At 70.5% G+C, this 17,620-nt stretch carries 19 protein-coding genes; 5 read left to right on the plus strand and 14 right to left on the minus strand.

The annotated features are described in order from the left end of the window. On the plus strand, nucleotides 1-450 hold the full coding sequence (locus tag FK219_RS05440; protein WP_152583289.1) for a nitroreductase/quinone reductase family protein: 450 nt from the start codon (nucleotides 1-3) through the stop codon (nucleotides 448-450). Here the strand turns inward: FK219_RS05440 and FK219_RS05445 are convergent. From FK219_RS05445 to FK219_RS05460, 4 genes are read right to left on the minus strand one after another with little or no spacing between them, the layout of a single operon-like run. Further along, a complete protein-coding gene (locus FK219_RS05445) occupies nucleotides 447-1,793 on the minus strand; it encodes a dihydrolipoamide acetyltransferase family protein (protein ID WP_152583290.1) in 1,347 nt (448 codons plus the stop codon). The genes FK219_RS05440 and FK219_RS05445 overlap by 4 nt on opposite strands. Before the next feature lie 51 nt (nucleotides 1,794-1,844). Further along, nucleotides 1,845-2,840, minus strand: a complete 996-nt coding sequence (locus FK219_RS05450) for an alpha-ketoacid dehydrogenase subunit beta (protein WP_152583291.1) — start codon at nucleotides 2,838-2,840, stop codon at nucleotides 1,845-1,847. After that, complete coding sequence (locus FK219_RS05455) at nucleotides 2,840-3,955, minus strand: thiamine pyrophosphate-dependent enzyme (RefSeq protein ID WP_152583292.1); 1,116 nt, start codon at nucleotides 3,953-3,955, stop codon at nucleotides 2,840-2,842. The genes FK219_RS05450 and FK219_RS05455 overlap by 1 nt, the downstream gene beginning before the upstream one ends. Before the next feature lie 35 nt (nucleotides 3,956-3,990). Further along, a complete protein-coding gene (locus FK219_RS05460) occupies nucleotides 3,991-5,097 on the minus strand; it encodes a histidinol-phosphate transaminase (RefSeq protein WP_407941884.1) in 1,107 nt (368 codons plus the stop codon). 80 nt (nucleotides 5,098-5,177) lie between these two features. Here FK219_RS05460 and FK219_RS05465 point away from each other — a divergent pair, with 80 nt between their 5' ends. Then, nucleotides 5,178-5,579 carry a phage holin family protein gene (locus FK219_RS05465; protein ID WP_152583293.1) on the plus strand — a complete coding sequence of 134 codons (402 nt, stop codon included), beginning with the start codon at nucleotides 5,178-5,180 and terminating at the stop codon, nucleotides 5,577-5,579. A 72-nt stretch (nucleotides 5,580-5,651) separates the two neighbouring features. On the opposite strand, the gene FK219_RS05470 is transcribed toward FK219_RS05465, so the two are convergent. After that, entirely contained in the window at nucleotides 5,652-7,160 is a 1,509-nt protein-coding gene (locus FK219_RS05470) for an alpha/beta hydrolase family protein (RefSeq protein ID WP_152583294.1), read from the minus strand. Beyond that, a complete protein-coding gene (locus FK219_RS05475) occupies nucleotides 7,157-7,408 on the minus strand; it encodes a hypothetical protein (protein ID WP_152583295.1) in 252 nt (83 codons plus the stop codon). Before FK219_RS05475 ends, FK219_RS05470 begins: the two co-directional genes overlap by 4 nt. Nucleotides 7,409-7,564: 156 nt before the next feature. On the opposite strand from FK219_RS05475, the gene FK219_RS05480 reads away from it, so the two are divergent. Together FK219_RS05480 and purB are read left to right on the plus strand one after the other, a co-directional pair. Further along, nucleotides 7,565-8,089, plus strand: a complete 525-nt coding sequence (locus FK219_RS05480) for a low molecular weight protein-tyrosine-phosphatase (RefSeq protein WP_152583296.1) — start codon at nucleotides 7,565-7,567, stop codon at nucleotides 8,087-8,089. After that, nucleotides 8,086-9,480, plus strand: a complete 1,395-nt coding sequence (purB, locus tag FK219_RS05485) for an adenylosuccinate lyase (protein ID WP_152583297.1) — start codon at nucleotides 8,086-8,088, stop codon at nucleotides 9,478-9,480. Before FK219_RS05480 ends, purB begins: the two co-directional genes overlap by 4 nt. Before the next feature lie 33 nt (nucleotides 9,481-9,513). Here purB and FK219_RS05490 read toward each other — a convergent pair whose 3' ends face one another. The 8 genes from FK219_RS05490 to FK219_RS05525 form a co-directional block, all read right to left on the minus strand. Further along, nucleotides 9,514-9,753, minus strand: coding sequence for a hypothetical protein (locus FK219_RS05490; RefSeq protein WP_152583298.1), 240 nt, complete (start codon nucleotides 9,751-9,753; stop codon nucleotides 9,514-9,516). After that, nucleotides 9,750-10,337 (minus strand): hypothetical protein, encoded by a 588-nt coding sequence (locus FK219_RS05495; RefSeq protein ID WP_152583299.1) that lies wholly within the window; start codon nucleotides 10,335-10,337, stop codon nucleotides 9,750-9,752. The genes FK219_RS05490 and FK219_RS05495 overlap by 4 nt, the downstream gene beginning before the upstream one ends. 71 nt (nucleotides 10,338-10,408) lie before the next feature. After that, nucleotides 10,409-11,803 carry a replicative DNA helicase gene (gene dnaB / locus FK219_RS05500; protein ID WP_152583300.1) on the minus strand — a complete coding sequence of 465 codons (1,395 nt, stop codon included), beginning with the start codon at nucleotides 11,801-11,803 and terminating at the stop codon, nucleotides 10,409-10,411. Between the two features lie 477 nt (nucleotides 11,804-12,280). Further along, complete coding sequence (rplI, locus tag FK219_RS05505; RefSeq protein WP_152583301.1) at nucleotides 12,281-12,733, minus strand: 50S ribosomal protein L9; 453 nt, start codon at nucleotides 12,731-12,733, stop codon at nucleotides 12,281-12,283. A 10-nt stretch (nucleotides 12,734-12,743) separates the two neighbouring features. After that, the gene (gene rpsR / locus FK219_RS05510) at nucleotides 12,744-13,004 is read right to left on the minus strand and encodes a 30S ribosomal protein S18 (RefSeq protein WP_100823727.1); all 261 of its coding nucleotides are present in this window, start codon (nucleotides 13,002-13,004) and stop codon (nucleotides 12,744-12,746) included. A gap of 63 nt (nucleotides 13,005-13,067) precedes the next feature. Then, the gene (locus FK219_RS05515; protein WP_152583302.1) at nucleotides 13,068-13,589 is read right to left on the minus strand and encodes a single-stranded DNA-binding protein; all 522 of its coding nucleotides are present in this window, start codon (nucleotides 13,587-13,589) and stop codon (nucleotides 13,068-13,070) included. Between the two features lie 2 nt (nucleotides 13,590-13,591). Further along, nucleotides 13,592-13,987, minus strand: coding sequence for a 30S ribosomal protein S6 (rpsF, locus tag FK219_RS05520; protein ID WP_152583303.1), 396 nt, complete (start codon nucleotides 13,985-13,987; stop codon nucleotides 13,592-13,594). Nucleotides 13,988-14,086: 99 nt separating this feature from the next. Beyond that, nucleotides 14,087-15,538 carry a CCA tRNA nucleotidyltransferase gene (locus FK219_RS05525; protein ID WP_152583304.1) on the minus strand — a complete coding sequence of 484 codons (1,452 nt, stop codon included), beginning with the start codon at nucleotides 15,536-15,538 and terminating at the stop codon, nucleotides 14,087-14,089. A gap of 26 nt (nucleotides 15,539-15,564) precedes the next feature. On the opposite strand from FK219_RS05525, the gene FK219_RS05530 reads away from it, so the two are divergent. Continuing rightward, nucleotides 15,565-17,580, plus strand: coding sequence for a DUF6049 family protein (locus tag FK219_RS05530; protein ID WP_235923776.1), 2,016 nt, complete (start codon nucleotides 15,565-15,567; stop codon nucleotides 17,578-17,580). Nucleotides 17,581-17,620 lie beyond the last annotated feature (40 nt).

Genomic DNA, 17,620 nt, shown 5'->3' on the forward strand with positions numbered 1-17,620 from the left:
ATGTCCAACCGCCGGCTCATGCTCTCCCTGACCGGACTGCACCGCGCGCTCCTGCGCCTGACGGGCGGGCGCCTCGGCTCCAGGCTCGGCGCGATGCCCGTCATCGAACTGACGACGCGCGGCCGCCGCACCGGCGCCGAGCGCACGACGTTGCTGACCATCGCCGCGCGCACCGGCAACACGTTCGTGGTCGTGGCCTCCCGCGGGGGCGACGACGCGCATCCGGCCTGGTACCTGAACCTCGTCGACGACCCGAACGTGCGCGTCGGCTCGCCGGGCAAGGAGGCTCGCCCCATGCTCGCGCGCATCGCCGACGAGGCCGAACGCGAGCGACTGTGGCCCGAGGTGGTGCGCGCCTATCGCGGCTACGCCGAGTACCAGCGCAAGACGAGGCGGCAGATTCCGCTCGTGATCCTCGAGCCGCTCGCCCGCTCGTCGAGCACGAGCTAGTCGAGCAGCAGCGCCGGCTCCTCGATGATGCTCGCGACGTCGGCGAGGAAGCGGCTCGCGACATCCCCGTCGACCACGCGGTGGTCGAAGCTCGCCCCGAGCGTCGTCACGAAGCGCGGGCGCACCTCGCCGTCGACGACCCACGGCTTCTTCTTGATCGTGCCGAGCGCGACGATCGCGACCTCACCCGGGTTGAGGATGGGGGTACCGGTGTCCATGCCGAAGACGCCGATGTTGGTGATCGTGATCGTGCCGTCGGCCATGTCGGCGGGCTGCAGCTTGCCGTCGCGCGCCGTGAGCGTCATCTGCTCGATCGACTGGGCGAGCTCGCGCAACGTGAGATCCTGCGCGTTCTTGATGTTCGGCACGACGAGCCCGCGGGGCGTCGCCGCGGCGAAGCCGAAGTTCACGAAGTGGTGCACGATGATCTCGGTGTCGGTCCACGTCGAGTTCACGGTGGGGTTGCGGCGCACCGCCCACATCATCGCCTTCGCCATGACGAGCAGCGGCGAGACCTTGATGCCCGCGAAGTCGGGGCTGGCCTTGAGCCGCGCCACGAACTCCATCGTGCGCGTCGCATCGACGTCGACGAAAACGCTCACGTGCGGTGCGCTGAACGCGCTCTTGACCATGCCCGCGGCGATCGCCTTGCGCACGCCCTTGACGGGAATGCGATCCTCGCGGTCGCTCGGCCACTCGGGCGTCTGAATGTTGCGGAAGACGCTCGCCTGCTGCGCGTGGCGGATGACGTCGTCACGCGTGACCTCGCCCGCGAGGCCCGTGGCCGGCACCTCGGCGAGGTCGACATCGAGGTCTTTCGCGAGCTTCCTGATCGGCGGCTTCGCGATGACCGGCGCGGCGTCCGAGGCGGGCACGGAGCGCGGGCGGGGCGGTGCATCCTGCGCGGGCGGGGCGGACGCCGTCGCCGGAGCGGGTGCTCCGCTGCGGCGGCGGCGGGAGGCGACAGCACCCTTCGTGCCGTAGCCCACGAGCACGGCGCCGGGCTTCTCGTCTGCCTCGCGATCGATGGTCGAGGCGGTGTCGGCGACGGATGCTGCGCTCGCGTCGTCCGCGGGCGCTGCGGGAGCATCCCCCTCGCCCTGCGCCCCCCGCACCGTGATGATCGCCGTGCCGACCTCGACGGTCTGCCCCTCGTCGACGAGGAGCGACTCGACCGTGCCGGTGAACGGCGAGGGCAGCTCGACGAGAGACTTCGCCGTCTCGATCTCGACGAGCACCTGGTTGACGGTCACCGTGTCGCCCGGCTTGACGTGCCAGGAGACGATCTCCGCCTCGGTCAGGCCCTCCCCGACGTCGGGGAGCGGAAACTCTGAAACGCTCACGGTGCCTCCAGGGGGTTCGACGCGGCTTCGGTGCGCGGACTCGTGATCAGGCTAGTAGGCGAGCGCGCGGTCGACGGCATGCAGGATGCGATCGACGTCGGGCAGGTACGCGCCCTCGAGCTTCGCCGGCGGGAAGGGGGTGTCGTATCCGCTCACGCGCAGCACAGGCGCCTCGAGCGAGTAGAAGGCCTGCTCGGTCACGGTCGCCGCGATCTCCGAGCCGATGCTCACCGAGCCCGGCGCCTCCTGCGCGACGACCAGGCGGCCCGTGCGGCGCACCGACTCGAGCAGCGGGGCGTAGTCGATGGGGGAGAGCGACCGCAGGTCGACGACCTCGATGCTCGTGCCCTCCTCCTCGGCGAGCGCCGCCGCGTCGAGCAGCATGCTCACGATCGCGCCGTGCCCGACGACCGTGATGTCGGTGCCGACGCGCACGACGCGCGAGGCGTGCAGGGGCGCGCCCGCGTCGGAGAAGTCGACCTCGCCCTTGGGCCAGTAGCGGCTCTTCGGCTCGAAGAACATGACCGGGTCGGGGCTCGCGATGGCCTCCTGGATCATCCAGTACGCGTCGTGGGGCGTCGCGGGGCTCACGAGCCGCAAGCCGGGGGTGTGCGCGAAGTAGGCTTCGGGGCTCTCCTGGTGGTGCTCCACGGCGCCGATGTGGCCGCCGTAGGGAACGCGAATGACGATGGGCAGCTGCAGGGCTCCCTCGTGCCGCGCCGTGAGCTTCGCGAGCTGCGTCGTGATCTGGTCGAAGCCGGGGAAGATGAAGCCGTCGAACTGGATCTCGCAGACGGGGCGGTAGCCGCGCATCGCGAGGCCGATCGCCGTGCCCACGATGCCCGACTCGGCGAGCGGGGTGTCGAGCACGCGGTGCGCGCCGAACCGCTTCTGCAGGCCCTCCGTCACGCGGAACACCCCGCCGAGCGGCCCGATGTCCTCTCCCATGAGCAGAACCTTGTCGTCCGCCTCCATGGCGGCCGCGAGACCCTCGGTGAGGGCCTTCGTCATCGTGAGCGTCTGCACGGTCGCTGCGTCCTCCGCCATCACGCCTCCCCCTCGAACGAGGCCTCGTACTGGGCGAGCCACTCGCGCTGAGCATCCATGACGGGATGCGCCTCGCTGTACACGTGCGCGAACATCGACGCGGCGGCGGGCGGCTCGAGCGCGAGCGTGCGAGCCCGCGCGTCGGCGGCGACGTCCTCCGCCTCCTCGGCGACGCTCGCGAAGAAGGCATCGCCCTCGCCCTGCGCCCGAAGGTAGGTCTCGAAGCGGCTGATCGGGTCGCGCTCCTGCCAGTAGCGGAACTGCTCCTCGTCGCGGTACTTGCTCGGGTCGTCGCTCGTCGTGTGCGCCCCGATGCGGTAGGTGAGCGCCTCGATGAACCGAGGCCCGGCGCCGCTGCGCGCCGCGTCGAGGTTGGCTGCGGTCACGGCGTAGCTCGCGAGCACGTCGTTGCCGTCGATCTGCACGCTCTCGATGCCGAAGCCGCGCGGTCGAAGATACAGCGGTGTGCGCGACTGCACCCGCACGGGCACCGAGATCGCCCAGTGGTTGTTCTGCAGGAAGAACACCTGCGGCGTCTGGTAGCTCTGCGCGAAGACGTAGGCCTCGTTCACGTCGCCCTGGCTCGTCGCGCCATCGCCGAAGTAGACCATGACGGCCGTGTCGACGTCGGGGTCGCCCGTGCCGACCTTGCCGTCGAAGGCGACACCCATCGCGTAGCCGGTCGCGTGGAGCGCCTGCGAGCCGATCACGAGCGTGTAGAGGTGGAAGTTGCCGGTCTCCTCCGGCACCCAGCCGCCGTGCGTCTGGCCGCGCAGCATGGCGATGATGCGCACCGGGTCCAGGCCGCGGATGTAGCCGACGGTGTGCTCGCGATAGGCGGGGAAGAGGTGGTCCTGGGCCTTCGCGGCGAAGCCCGAGCCGGCCTGCGCGGCCTCCTGGCCGATGCTCGGCACCCACAGGGCCAGTTGGCCTTGGCGCTGCAGGTTGCCCGCCTCGACGTCGAAGCGGCGCATGACGCTCATGACGCGGTGGAACTCGCGCAGCTGGTCGTCGCCGAGCGCGTCGACGTAGGGAAGGTACTGCTCGGTGGCGTCGCTCGCGACGCGCTGGCCGTCGGGAGCCAGCAGCTGGAGGGTGTCGGCCGTGTACGACATGGATTCCACTCTAGGCCCGCGACGCGGTGCCCCGGTCAGAGGGTGCGGACAACCTCGCCACAGATTCTGAGGAGGGTCGCGACAGACTCCTCCTCGCCGATGGAGACGCGGATGCCCTCGGGCGGGAAGGCGCGCACGACGAGACCGGCGGCGCCGAGCGCCTCCGCGATGCGGGATGTTCCGTCTCCCGTCGGCAGCCACACGAAGTTGCCCTGGCTCACGGGCACGGCCCAGCCCTGCTCGCGCAGTGCCTCCTGCACGCGCGCGCACCGCGCGGCGAGCACGCCCACGTTCGCCAGCAGCTCGTCCTCCACCTCGAGCGCCGCGAGCACGGCGCGCTGCGCGGCCTCCGTGACGCTCAGGGGGATGGCCGCGCTGCGAGCGGCGTCGAGGATCGGCACCGGCCCGATGCCGTACCCCACGCGCAGCCCCGCGAGGCCGTAGGCCTTCGAGAAGGTGCGCAGCACGACGAGGTTCGGGTAGCGGCGCAGCAGCGCGGCGCCGTCGACGGCGCTGGAATCGCGCACGAACTCGGCGTAGGCCTCGTCGAGCACGACGAGCAGGCTCGGCGGCACGGCGGCCATGAGCTCGGCGAACTCCTGCGCCCCGACCACGGTGCCCGTCGGATTGTTGGGCGAGCAGATGATGAGCACGCGCGAGCGGTCGGTGATCGCGTCGCGCATCGCGGGCAGGTCGTGCCGGGCATCCTCGGTGAGTGGAACGCGCACGCCGACCGCACCTGCCACCGTGATGAGGCCCGGGTACGCCTCGAAGCTGCGCCAGGCGTGCACGACCTCGTCCCCGGCACCGGCGGCGGCAGAGATGAGCTGCGAGAGCACAGAGACGGAGCCTGCGCCCACGACGACCTCGTCGGTCGTGACGCCGTGCCGCGCTGCGAGGCGCTCGCGCACGGCGAGAGCCGAGGCATCCGGGTATCGATTGATGTCGAGGTCGCGAATCGCGGCAAGCACGGCGGGGTGCGGCGGGAAGGGGTTCTCGTTCGAGGAGAGCTTGAAGGCGTCGGCGGCGGCGGGCTTGCCCTGCTTGTAGGCGGGCAGCGCCACGATCTCGGGGCGCAGGCGCACGGCGCGCGCGGCCTCGAACAGGGCATCGGTGGGGGCGTCGGTGCGGGCGTCGGTCACGCCCTCAGCCTACGTCGCGTCGCCCGCGGTTCACCCGCTGCTCATTGCGGGCGCGGGGCGCAGGTGGGCATAGTGGAGTCATGAAGCGATTCCTCGTGCGACTGCTCATCAACTCGGTGGCCCTGTGGCTCACCACCCTCATCGTCACGGGGGTCGAGGTGGTCTCGTACGGCCCGCAGGGCGACACCCTCGCCTACGTACTCACGCTCCTGCTCGTCGCCTTCATCTTCGGCCTCGTCAACGGCATCATCGGCAATCTCATCCGCATCGTGGCCTTCCCCCTCTACATCCTCACGCTCGGGCTCATCGCGCTCCTCGTGAACGGCCTCCTGCTGCTGCTCGTCGCGTGGATCTCAGACCTCATCGGCTTCGGGCTCACGGTCGAGACCTTCTGGTGGGGCGTGCTCGGCGCGGTCGTGCTGGGTCTGCTGAGCTGGCTCATCGGCATCCTGCTGCGGCCCATCGTGGGGCGCTCGCGCTGACGCTGGCCTGACCCGCCCGGAGCCCGCGGGCCGGGAGCTCGGGGACTCCGGCGGCGCTCGCGTTCCTCGCGGTCATGACGGCGGGATGCGCGTGGCCGTGAACCGCAGGACGGTCCCCTCCGCGCCGCCCCCGCCCGAACCCGGCAGGGCATCGACGCGGGTGCGCAGCTCGTCGATCGTGGAGGCGTCCACGCGCTCAGCAGTCGCGCGGTAGCGGTCGAGGTCGTGCGCGGCGAGGGCGCCCGTCGCTCCCGCGGCGCTCGCGGTGCCGGCACGCAGCGCTTCGCTCTGCACGACGAGCGCCTCCGTCTCGCGACGCACCCCCGACAGCCCCGGCACGAGGTCTTCGCGGTGCTCGATGACGATCGCCGGATAGTCGCCGAGCACGGGCAGATCGCCGCTCGGCGAGCCGACCGTGACGAGACCGGCCGTGGTCCACTCGCCCGACTCGGCCAGTCGCGTCGCGATCGCGCCGCCCTGCGAGTAGCCGGTGAACACGACGCTCGAATCGCCCGTCGCGCCGGCCGTCGCGAGGGCGCTGCGCACCGCCTGCAGCGAGGAGGCGTCCTGGTCGGCGACGAGGGCGACGTTGCTCGCCATGTCCCACGGCTGCGCGCCGCCGAGAACCGCAGTCGAGTCGGTGCCGGCGATGTAGACCTCGAAGTGCGCCCCGTCGGGTCCTTCGTAGCGCTCGACGCGCACGGGGGCGCTGGAGTCGGGGATGCGGTGCACGCGCTCAGCGACCGAGCCCGGCGCTGCGATCGCCGTGCCCGCGGGAGCGCCGTCGGCGGTCGCACCGCCCGAGCGGCGCAGATCGGTGAGCACGGGCTCGACCCGCACGGGCGCCGTGCCGCGCACCCCCGCGAGCGTCGCGAGGCCGAGCACGGCCGTGGCCGCACCGGAGACGCCGGAGAGCCCGAGACCGGTCTCGCCCAGCGCGGCGACCAGGGGCGGGGGAACACCGACAGCGCCGAGTGCGGTGTCGTCGACGAGCGTGAGAACCCAGCGCATCGCCTCGACGAGTTGCGGTTCGCTGAGCGGGCGGTCGCCCCCGGGGGCCGCGGCGACGGCGGTCGCGACGAGCGCCTGGCGGTGCGATTCGGGCAGCAAGCGCCAGCCCGCGGCGATCATGCCCGCACCGGTGAGCACGCCGGGCAGGATCACGAGCCCGAGGCGGCTTGCGAGCCAGCCCGCTGCAGACGCATAGTGCGCGGCGAGGCTCTCGAGCCACGAGCCCAGGGTGCGCTCGGTCTGACCGGCGACCTCCGCCACAGACTGCACCGCGGCGGCGAGCCACGCCAGATCCTCCGCGAGGACGAGCAGCGCGTGCTCGTCCTGCTCGAGCTCGAGCGCGAGGCTCGCGTCGACGCTCGAGCGCACACCCCGCACGCGCACGGCCTGATCGCTGCAGACCGAGGAGGCCGCTCGCAGGGCATCACGGCGCGCGAGAAGCGCCTCGGGCGCGACGACAGTCGTGCCGCCTCCGCGGATGATGAGCGGAGCATCCTCGGTCGTCAGTGATGGCTGAGGGTGCGGCGCTCTGCCCGTCCTGTCCTCCTGCGGCCAGGCCGTCTCGGTCACGGGGCCGCCTCGAGGCGCCCGGCAGCACCGAGCAGGGCGTCGCTCGCGACCTCGCACGATGCCGCGACCCGGCGCACGCGCCCCAGCTGCACCATGAGGGCCTCCTCGAAGGCGCGCTGCGCGGGCCCGCGCCAGTCGCTCGCGACCTCGCCGGGCGGGAGGCGGGGCACGAGCTCGCGCAGGCTCGCCGCGACGTCGGCCATGATGCGCGATCGTGCGCGCAGAAGCTCTGCCTCGAGGGCACTCACGGGCTCTCCTCCCTGCCGGTTTCCGGTGCCGAGCGCGGGTGCGCCCCGCCATGGTGCCGAGCACGTGCGCTCCACGATCGCCACCCCGAGCGATGGGGAGGCGACGGCGGGCAGGGCCCGCGTGTGGAGGAGGGGGAACTGGGACACAATGGGGGCATGAGCTTCGACCGGGTGCAGCGGGAGCCCGGTCTGTTCTGCATCTGCTTCGTATGCACGGGCAACATCTGCCGCTCGCCCATGGCCGAATCGGTCTTCCGCTCCCTCATCCAGGCGCGCGGACTACAGAACCGTGTGAGCGTGCGCTCCGCTGGCACGGGGGAGTGGCACGTCGGCGAGCACAGCGACGATCGCACTCTCGCCTCGCTGCAGGCTCGCGGCTACGAGGGTCGCGGCCACCGCGCGCGGCAGTTCGACGTCGACTGGTTCGACGACCTCGACCTCGTGATCGCCTTCGACCGCAGCCAGGAGCGCATCCTCAAGAACTGGGCGCCGAGCGATGAGGCCCGGTCGAAGGTGCACCTCCTCATGAGCTTCGACCCCGACAACGGCGGCGTGCTCGACGTGCCCGACCCCTACTACTCCGACGCCGCGATGTTCGACACGGTGCTCGGCATGATCGAACGCGCGTGCGAAGCGCTGTTCCGCCAACTCGAACCCGGACTTCGACAGGGAGCCTCATGAGCCCGCTCAGCATCCAACCCCTCAGCCCGCTCGACGGCCGCTACCGCGAGCAGGTCGCGGGGCTCGGCGAGCACCTCTCCGAGGCGGGCCTCAATCGGGCGCGCATCCAGGTCGAAGTCGAGTGGCTCATCCACCTCACCGACCACGGGCTGTTCGGGGCGCGTCGACTCACCGCCGACGAGGCGCGCCAGCTGCGCCACATCGTCACCGACTTCGACGACGCTGCGATCGACGACCTCGCGCGGCGAGAGGCCGTCACGCGGCACGACGTCAAGGCTGTCGAGTACTACGTGCGCGACCGCCTCGCCGACCTCGGGCTCACCGAGATCGCCGAGCTCACCCACTTCGCCTGCACGAGCGAAGACGTCAACAACCTCGCCTACGCCCTCACGATCCGCGCCGCCGTGCGCGACGTCTGGATGCCCCGCGCCCGCGAGGTCGTCGCCGCGCTGCGCGAGCGCGCGCTCGCGCTGCGCGAGACGCCCATGCTCGCCCACACGCACGGTCAACCGGCGACGCCGACGACCGTGGGCAAGGAGCTCGCGGTGACCGTCCACCGCCTTGAGCGCCTGCTCGCCTCGGTCGACGAGGTCGAGTACCTGGGCAAGTTCTCCGGTGCGACCGGCACGTTCTCGGCGCACCTGGCCGCGGACCCCGAGCACGACTGGATCGGAGCATCCCGCGATTTCGTCACGGGGCTGGGCCTCACCTGGAACCCGCTCACGACCCAGATCGAGTCTCACGACTGGCAGGCGCAGCTCTACCAGCGCATCGCGCACACGGGTCGCGTGCTGCACAACCTGTGCACCGACGTGTGGACGTACATCTCGATGGGCTACTTCCGGCAGATCCCGCAGCCGGGTGCGACCGGGTCGTCGACGATGCCGCACAAGATCAACCCGATCCGCTTCGAGAACGCCGAGGCGAACCTCGAGCTCTCGGCGGCGCTGCTCGACTCCCTCGCCACGACGCTCGTCACGTCGCGCCTGCAGCGCGACCTCACCGACTCGACGACGCAGCGCAACATCGGCGTCGCCCTCGGGCACTCGGTTCTCGCGCTCGACAACATTCTCAAGGGGCTCGGCGAGATCGCGATCGATGAGGATGCCCTGGCTCGCGATCTCGAGGGCAACTGGGAGGTTCTCGCCGAGGCCATCCAGACCGTCATCCGCGCCGAGGTGACCGCGGGGCGCAGCTCGATCGCCGACCCCTACGCGATGCTCAAGGAGCTCACGCGCGGCCATCGCGTCGGCGGCGATGAGCTGCGCGCCTTCATCGAGCGGCTCGACATCCCCGCCGAGGCGAAGGCTCGACTGACCGCGCTGAGCCCCGCCACCTACGTGGGCCTGGCCTCGCAGCTCGTGGACTACATCGAGCCGGCAGGCGGGTAGCGACGCGCGGGAGTCCTCGCTGCGGAGACTGCTCTAGTCGTGCGGGGTGTCCGGCGGCGCCTCGCCGTCGGCGGGCTTGTTGGGCGTGACCGCAAGCATGAGCATCGCGAGCACGACGAGGTCGAACACGAAGGTGCCGCCGAAGAACAGCAGCGACAGCACGAGGTCGCGCGTGACGAGGAAGATCACGCCGCCGAGGAAGACGGCGACGAGCGCGGCCAGGCCGACGAGTTCGGCGGGGCGCAGCTTCTCGCGCCGGCGGGGTTCAGTCATGACGCGGTGTGCTCCTTCAGCTGTGTAGACCACCGCGCGCTCAAGCCCGCGATGACGAGGAAGACGCCGAGGACGACGGCGTAGGCGCCGAAGAAGCCGACGGCGCTCACGGGGTCGCCGACGAAGGCGAGCACGACGGCGAGCGCGAGCGTGCCCGCTCCGATCACGACGGCATCGCGGGCGAGCGCGCTGCGGTCGCGGTGACGGATGCCCCACACGAGTTCGAGGCCCCCCGCGAGCACGGCGAACCCGCCGACGAGCAGCACGAGCATGCCGAGCCCCGCGGTCGTGGTGGTCGCGACGACGAGGAGCGCGAGGAGGCCCGCGATACCCGTGATCACCGCGAGTCCGCGGTGGAGGAGCTTGAGGGGCTCGCCCCGCCGCATGCGCACGTCGGTGAGGACGAGGACGGCCGCCGTGGCGAGGCCGAAAGCGCCGAGCATGATGAGCCCGATGAGCGCGGAGTGGTCGGCGATGAAGGTGATGCTGAGCCCGACGATGAGGGCGGGGACGGCGCGTAGGACGGGGGCCAGCCAGAGAGAACGGGGGGCGGCGCTCGCGTCGGCGGAGGGCGCGGTGGTCATGGGCCCATCGTAGAGCCGCGCGCCGAGAGGCACCTGCGCGTGCTTCCGGGTTCAGGCGGGCCGCAAGCGCTCTACACGCGAGGCATGTCGGCGAAGCGCGACAGGTGGCCCTGGAAGGCGACCGTGATCGTGTTGGTGGGGCCGTTGCGGTTCTTCGCGACGATGAGGTCGGCCTCGCCGGGGCGGGCGCTCTCCTTCTCGTACGCGCTGTCGCGGTGCAGGAGGATCACCATGTCGGCGTCCTGCTCGAGCGATCCCGACTCGCGCAGGTCGCTGAGGGCGGGCATCTTGTCGGCACGCTGCTCGGGCCCGCGGTTGAGCTGCGAGAGAGCGACGACCGGCACCTGCAGCTCCTTGGCGAGGAGCTTGAGTGCACGGGAGAACTCGCTCACCTCCTGCTGGCGAGACTCGACACGCTTGCCGCTCGTCATGAGCTGCAGGTAGTCGATGATGACCATCTTGAGACCCACGGTCTGCTTGAGGCGACGGCACTTGGCGCGAATCTCGGGCAGCGTCATGTTGGGGCTGTCGTCGAGGTAGAGCGGGGCATCCGCAATGCGACCGCGCGTCGCGGCGATCTTCGTCCAGTCGTTCGTCTCGAGCGTGCCCTTGCGCATGGAGTGCAGCGGAATGGCCGCCTCGGCCGAGAGCAGGCGCATCGCGATCTCGCTGCGCCCCATCTCGAGGGAGAACACGATCGTGGGCAGGTCGTGCTTGATCGCGGAGGAGCGCGCGAGGTCGAGCGCGAGCGTCGACTTGCCGAGCGCGGGTCGGGCGGCGATGAGCACGAGCTGGCCGGCGTGGAGGCCGTTCGTGAGGGCGTCGAGGTCGTGGAAGCCGGTCGGCACGCCCGTCATCTTGCCGTCGAGCCCGCGAGCGGCCTCGATCTCATCGATCGCCTCGCCGACCGCCTCGGTGAGCGGCACGTAGTCCTCCGACTGCGAATCGCCGGAGACGTTGTAGATCTCGGCCTGCGCGCTGTTGACGAGGTCGGTGACCTCGCCCTCGCTCGCGTAGCCCATCTGCACGATGCGGGTGCCGGCCTCGACGAGTCGGCGCAGCACCGCCTTCTCGGCGACGAGAGAGCCGTAGTAGCCCGCGTTGGCGGCGGTCGGCACGATGCCCGTGAGGGTGTGCAGGTAGTCAGCGCCGCCCGCCTTCGTGAGCGACGCGGTCTTCGTGAGCTCGTCGGTGACCGCGATGACGTCGGTGGGCTCGCCGTGCGAGTACAGCGAGAGGATCGCCTCGAAGATCACCTCGTGCTTGGGCAGGTAGAAGTCGAGGCCGCGCACGGCCTCGATGACGTCCGCGACGGCGTCCTTGCTCAGCAGCATGCCGCCGAGCGCGCTCTGCTCGGCGAGGAGGTCGTGCGGCGGGACGCGATCGGCGGATCGATACTCGGCGGTGCCCCGCGACTCGGAGGAGCCGCGACCGTCGGTCGCGGTGGAGATGTGTGCGATGGACACTGCTTCCCCTCCCCGGTGCGACGCAGGGCCCTCGTCAGGAAGGGCCCGTCGCGCGTGACGTGTCGTGTGGTGGACACCAGTGTGCCCAGGTTCGTTCTACTCCCCGCCGCCGACATTCCGATCGCGGAAGAAGAGTGGGAGGGGGAGAGACGGTTCACTGTAGGGACGGGCGCGGGAACCCCTCAAATCGGCCTGTGGATAACTCTGTGGAGGGATTCCGCGAAACGCCGGTGATGATGTGAGCAGTCTGTGGACTGGCCTGTGGAGTATCCGTGGATTTTTTCGAGCAAATGCCACTTGATCAGGGTTTTTTCTCTCACACCTCTGTGTGCAGAAAGAGGTCTCAACCCCCACCTGAACCTTCGGGCGGTCGCCGTCCCTACTGTGCACAAACACGCCGTTGCACACTTGACAGCGGGCATGCAGAAGGGGTACCCGCCACCAGGCGGATACCCCTTCGAGGTCGTGCTGCGGCGGCTAGGACGCGGCGACGACGCGCAGAGTGATCGTCGCGACGATGCCGTCGCGCAGCTTGAGGATCGCCTCGTGGTCTCCCGTCGACTTCACGGGGGAGACGATCTCGATCATGCGCTTGTCGACCTGTCCGTGGCCGGCAGCGGCCACGGCATCCGCGACATCGCCGGTCTTGACCGAGCCGAACAGGCGACCCTCGGAGCCCGCCTTGACGGCGAGCGTCACGGGGTTGGCCTCGAGCCGTGCCTTGAGATCCTGAGCCTCCTCGATCGTGGCGTGCTCGCGCGCGGCGCGAGCGGCCTTGATCGTCTCGATCTGCTTCTCGCCACCGCGCGACCACGCGACGGCCAGACCCTGAGGGATGAGGTAGTTGCGGGCGTACCCGTTCTTGACCTCGATGACATCACCGGGGGCGCCGAGGCCCGTGACGTCCTGCGTGAGGATGAGCTTTGACATCGTGTGCTCCCTAGCGTCCCGCGCCTGCGTACGGCAGCAGGGCCATCTCGCGCGCGTTCTTGACGGCGCGGGCGATGAGGCGCTGCTCCTGCACGGAGACTCCGGTGATACGGCGGGCGCGGATCTTCCCGCGCTCCGAGATGAACTTGCGGAGGGTGGCGACGTCCTTGTAGTCGATGATGCCGACCCGGATCGCCTTCGCGGGCGCGGCGTTCTTCGCGCCCTTGCCACCGCGTGGCTTGCGGCGGTCGCCGCTGCTCTTTCCTGCCATGGTGTTGTTGTCCTTCGGTACTAGTCGTGAGGTTGTCGGTAGGCCGCCGTCGAGGCACGCGGCCTAGAAGGGGGTGTCGTCAGAGAACGAGCCGGGCGTGTTCCACACGTCGCCGCCGGACGCCGACTGCTGACCCGAGTTCGCGGGAGCATTCGATGATGCGCCCCACGGCTCGTCAGCAGGAGCGCCGCTGCGCGCGCCGCCGGCGCCGCCGCTGCCACTGCTCGTGCGCGTGACCTGAGCCGTCGCATAGCGGAGGCTCGGGCCGATCTCGTCGATGTCGAGCTCGATGGAGGTGCGCTTCTCGCCCTCCTTCGTCTCATACGAGCGCTGCTTGAGGCGGCCCTGCGCGATGACGCGGCTGCCCTTCGTCAGGGTGCTCGCGACGTGCTCGGCGAACTCGCGCCAGACGCTCGCGCGCAGGAAGAGGGCTTCGCCGTCCTTCCACTCGTTCGACGCGCGGTCGTAGGTGCGAGGAGTCGACGCGATCGTGAAGTTCGCCACCGCGAGCCCGCTCTGCGTGTACCGCAGTTCAGGGTCGGCCGTGAGGTTGCCCACGACGGTGATGATCGTCTCGTTCGCCATGACTACTCCGCTGCCTTGGCGGCGGGCGCCTTCCCCGCGGCTGCGGCGCGTGCCGCCTTGGCCTCGGCGCGCGCGGCGTTCTCAGCGTTGATCGACTCGGCGCGCGCGGCGGCCTCCTCGGAGCGGAGGACCTTCGTGCGCATGACGGCCTCGCTGAGCTTGAGCTGACGATCCAGCTCCTGCGTCGTGGCCGAGGTCGCCGTGAAGTTCACGACGGCGTAGATGCCCTCGTTCTTCTTGTTGATCTCGTAGGCCAGTCGGCGGCGGCCCCAGATGTCGACGTTCTCGACCGTTCCGCCGTCGTTGCGCACGACTCCCAGGAACTTGTCGAGGCTCGGAGCGACAGTGCGCTCATCGATCTCGGGGTCGAGAATGACCATCAATTCGTACTGATGCATGACTCACCCACCTCCTTCGGACTCGAACGGCTGCAGACGGTCTGCAGCAGGAGGGTATGGCATCGTGTCGCCGGGCAGAGCCCGGACAACCTTCGCAGTCTAGTCCGATGCCTCTCGGGACTCAAACCACCGGCGCAACCGCCGCTCCGCCTCCTCCTCGCCGAGCGGTCCCTCGTCGAGGCGCAGCTCGAGCAGGAACCGGTAGGCCTCACCGACGAGGGGCCCGGGGGGCACGTCGAGAACGGCCATGATGCGCTCGCCGTCGAGGTCGGGCCTGATCGCGGCGAGCTCCTCCTGCTCCGCGAGCCGCGCAATGCGCTTCTCGAGCTCGTCGTAGGCGCCGCGCAGTCGGGCCGCCTTGCGCCGATTGCGCGTCGTGACGTCCGCACGGGTGAGGATGTGCAGTCGCTCGAGCTCGTCCTCGGCGTCCCGCACGTAGCGGCGCACACCCGAGTCGGTCCAGGGCGCATCGCTGTACCCGAAGAACCGCAGGTGCAGTTCGATGAGCCTGCTCACGCGCTTGATGGTGTCGTTGTCGAAGCGCAGCGCCGTCAAGCGCTTGCGCGCGAGCTTCGCGCCGACGACGTCGTGGTGGTGGAAGGTCACGACGCCGCCCGATTCGACTCGCTTGGTCGCAGGCTTGCCGATGTCGTGCAGCAGAGCGGACAGCCGCAGGACGAGATCGGGAGGTGTCACGGAGCCGGTCGTCGCGCCCGCTCGAGCACCCTCGAGCTCGATCGCCTGGTCGAGAACCGTGAGCGAGTGCTCGTAGACATCCTTGTGATGCGCGTGCTCGTCGACCTCCAGGCGGAGGGCGGGCAGCTCGGGCAGCACGACCTCCGCGATGCCCGTCGCCACGAGCAGTTCGAGTCCCCGTCGCGGGGCCGCTGTCAGGAGTAGCTTGGTGAGCTCGTCGCGCACGCGCTCCGCAGAAATGATCTGCAGCCTCTCCCGCATGCTGTGCATGGCGACCACGACCGCGTCGTCGACGTCGACCTCGAGCTGCGCGGCGAATCGCGCTGCACGCAGCATGCGCAAGGGGTCGTCCCCGAATGACGACTCGGCCGTGCCCGGTGTCGCCAGCCGGTGCTCGAGAAGGTGCTCAAGGCCCCCCGTAGGGTCGACGAGGGTGAGCTCCGGCAGGCGCAGGGCCATCGCGTTGATCGTGAAGTCGCGACGCCCGAGATCCCCCTCGAGGGTGTCGCCGAAGGCCACCTCGGGCTTGCGCGAATCCGCGCCGTACGCATCGCTGCGGTAGGTCGTGATCTCGACGGTCGTGCCGCCCAGGCGCGCGCCGATCGTGCCGAAGGCCCGCCCGATGTCCCAGTGGGCATCCGCAACGGGGCCCACGATCCTGACGATGTCGTCGGGGCGCGCCGAGGTGGCGAAGTCGAGATCGTTGACCGGTCGCCCGAGAAAGGCATCGCGCACGGGGCCGCCCACGAGCGCCAACTCGTGACCCGCCGACTGGAAGCGCTCGGCGAGAGCCAGAATGGCGGGATCCGAGGCCAGGGTCTGCAGTCGGGTGACGGCCGCAGCCACGCTCTCCATAGTCACCAGAGTCTAGACTTCATCGCATGTCGGTCGAGCGGGGGCACAGGGGCTCCCGCGCGACATCTCCCCGAATCGCGTCGAGCGCTGTCACCCTTCTGCTCGCGGTGGGCGTCGCCCTCGGAATTTTTCCTCTCCCCCCGGTTGCTCCCGCAAGTGCGACGGTGTCAGATGCCGAGGCCGACGGCATCGCGGTCGTCGCCGCGCCGGCCGAGGCAGGGCTCGTGCGCCAGGGCACGATGCTCACCGTGCGCGTCACCGTGCGCAACGACACCGCACAGACCCTCCCCGCCGGCGAGGTCGTGCTCTCCGTCGACCCCGCGGTGGCGACCGGCCGGGAGCTCTCGGCGTGGTTCGATGAGGATGCTCCGCCCGCGCTCGACCGCGCGGTGGCCCGCGACACGGTGAGGGCTCTCGAGCCCGGCGCGGTCGCGGTGCTCGATCTGCGGGTCGGGGCCGGTGAGCTCGGCGTCGACGATCGCTCGGGACCGCGCCGAGCCCTCGTCGAGCTGCGCGCCGATGGCGCCGTGCTGGGTTCCGACCCGACCTCGGTCGTGTGGCTGTCCGCAGCAGAACCTCTTCCGGTAGGACGGTCGGCGATCGTCCTGCCGCTCACGACTCCTGGCATCGAGACGGCGCTCCTCTCCACGGAGCAACTCGCACGGCTCACGGCGGAGGGCGGTTCCCTCACGAGAACCCTCGACGCGGCGGCCGAGCATGACGTCACGCTCGCACTGGACCCGCGCATCGTCGCCTCGACGCGCATCCTCGGCGAGGACGCACCTGAGAGCGCGAGCGCGCTGCTCGAGCGGCTCGAGGCCAGCGAGGGGGACTCCTTCGCCCTCGCCTGGGCCGATGCCGACCCCGCGCTCCCCGTCCTCGCCGGTGCCGCGCCGCTCGAGGCCCCTGATCGCGCTCCCGAGGGGGACGCGCAGTCGTCACGCGAGGATTTCGCCGCGTGGACGCACGCGACGACCGCGGTCGCCTGGCCCTCCGCGCCCACCACCTCCGATGAGGCCCTCGCCGCACTCGTCGAATCCGGAGCGCAGACGATCCTCGCGCCGAGCTCTCGCCTCTCGAGCGGGGGACCGCTGCTGACCGTCGAGGGCTCCCGCGTGCTCTCGGTCGACAGTGCCCTGTCCACCGCGCTCGCCGACGCCGCGTCAGCGCGATCCTCCCAGGCCTGGACGAACGCGGTCGCTCGCGCGAGTGCGCTGCTCGCGGCCGCCGCCGCCGAGGAGCGGGACGTCATCGGCGCCGTCGACCGCGACGCGAGGAGCGCCCTGCGTCTGACCGACCTCCTCGACGCGCTCGACGCGCTGCCGTGGCGCACCTCCGCGTCTCTCTCGACCCTCCTGCTAGGCACACCCAGTGGCGCGGCCGACGTGAACGACGAACCAGCCGACGACGCACTCACCGAGGCCATCGCGAGCGCACTCGCCGCCGAAGAGGCCGATCGCGCTTTCGCGAGCATCACGGCTGATCCGGCAGCACTCATCGCGGAGCGGCGCCTCGAGCTGCTCGCCGCGTCCTCGCCCGGGTGGGCCCACGAGCGCATGGATGCCCTCGCCGGCTTCGTCGCGTCCTCCGAGCGACTGAGGTCGTCGGTTCAGGTCGTCGACAGCAGTCCGATCCTGCTGCTGACTGACCGCACCTCCGTGCCGATCACGATCCAGAACGCGCTCGATACAACGGTGACCGTGTTCGTGAGCGTTGCCCCCGCCACGGGTCAGCTGCGCGTGCTCGACCAGCGCGTCGAGGTCACGCTCGAGCCCGACTCGAGCGCTCAAGCGCTCGTTCCTGTCCAATCGCTTACCAACGGCACCGTCGACATCACCGTATCGTTGCGCGACTCCGAGGGCCGCCCTGTCGGAGAGTCCACGAGCTTCGAGCTCAATCTGCAGGCCGGATGGGAGACCGCGGGCACCATCGCCATCGCCGCCGTCATCGCCCTGCTCTTCGCGATCGGCATCATCCGCAACATCCGCAAGCGCCGCCGCCGCCGCGCGGCGAATGAGCGGGAGACGGAGGACGCGTCGTGAGCGCGACACCGTCCCCCGGGGAGCCTGGGCCCGGGGAGCC

The organism is Microcella pacifica (assembly GCF_009371975.2).
GTDB classification, from domain to species: Bacteria; Actinomycetota; Actinomycetes; order Actinomycetales; family Microbacteriaceae; genus Microcella; species Microcella pacifica.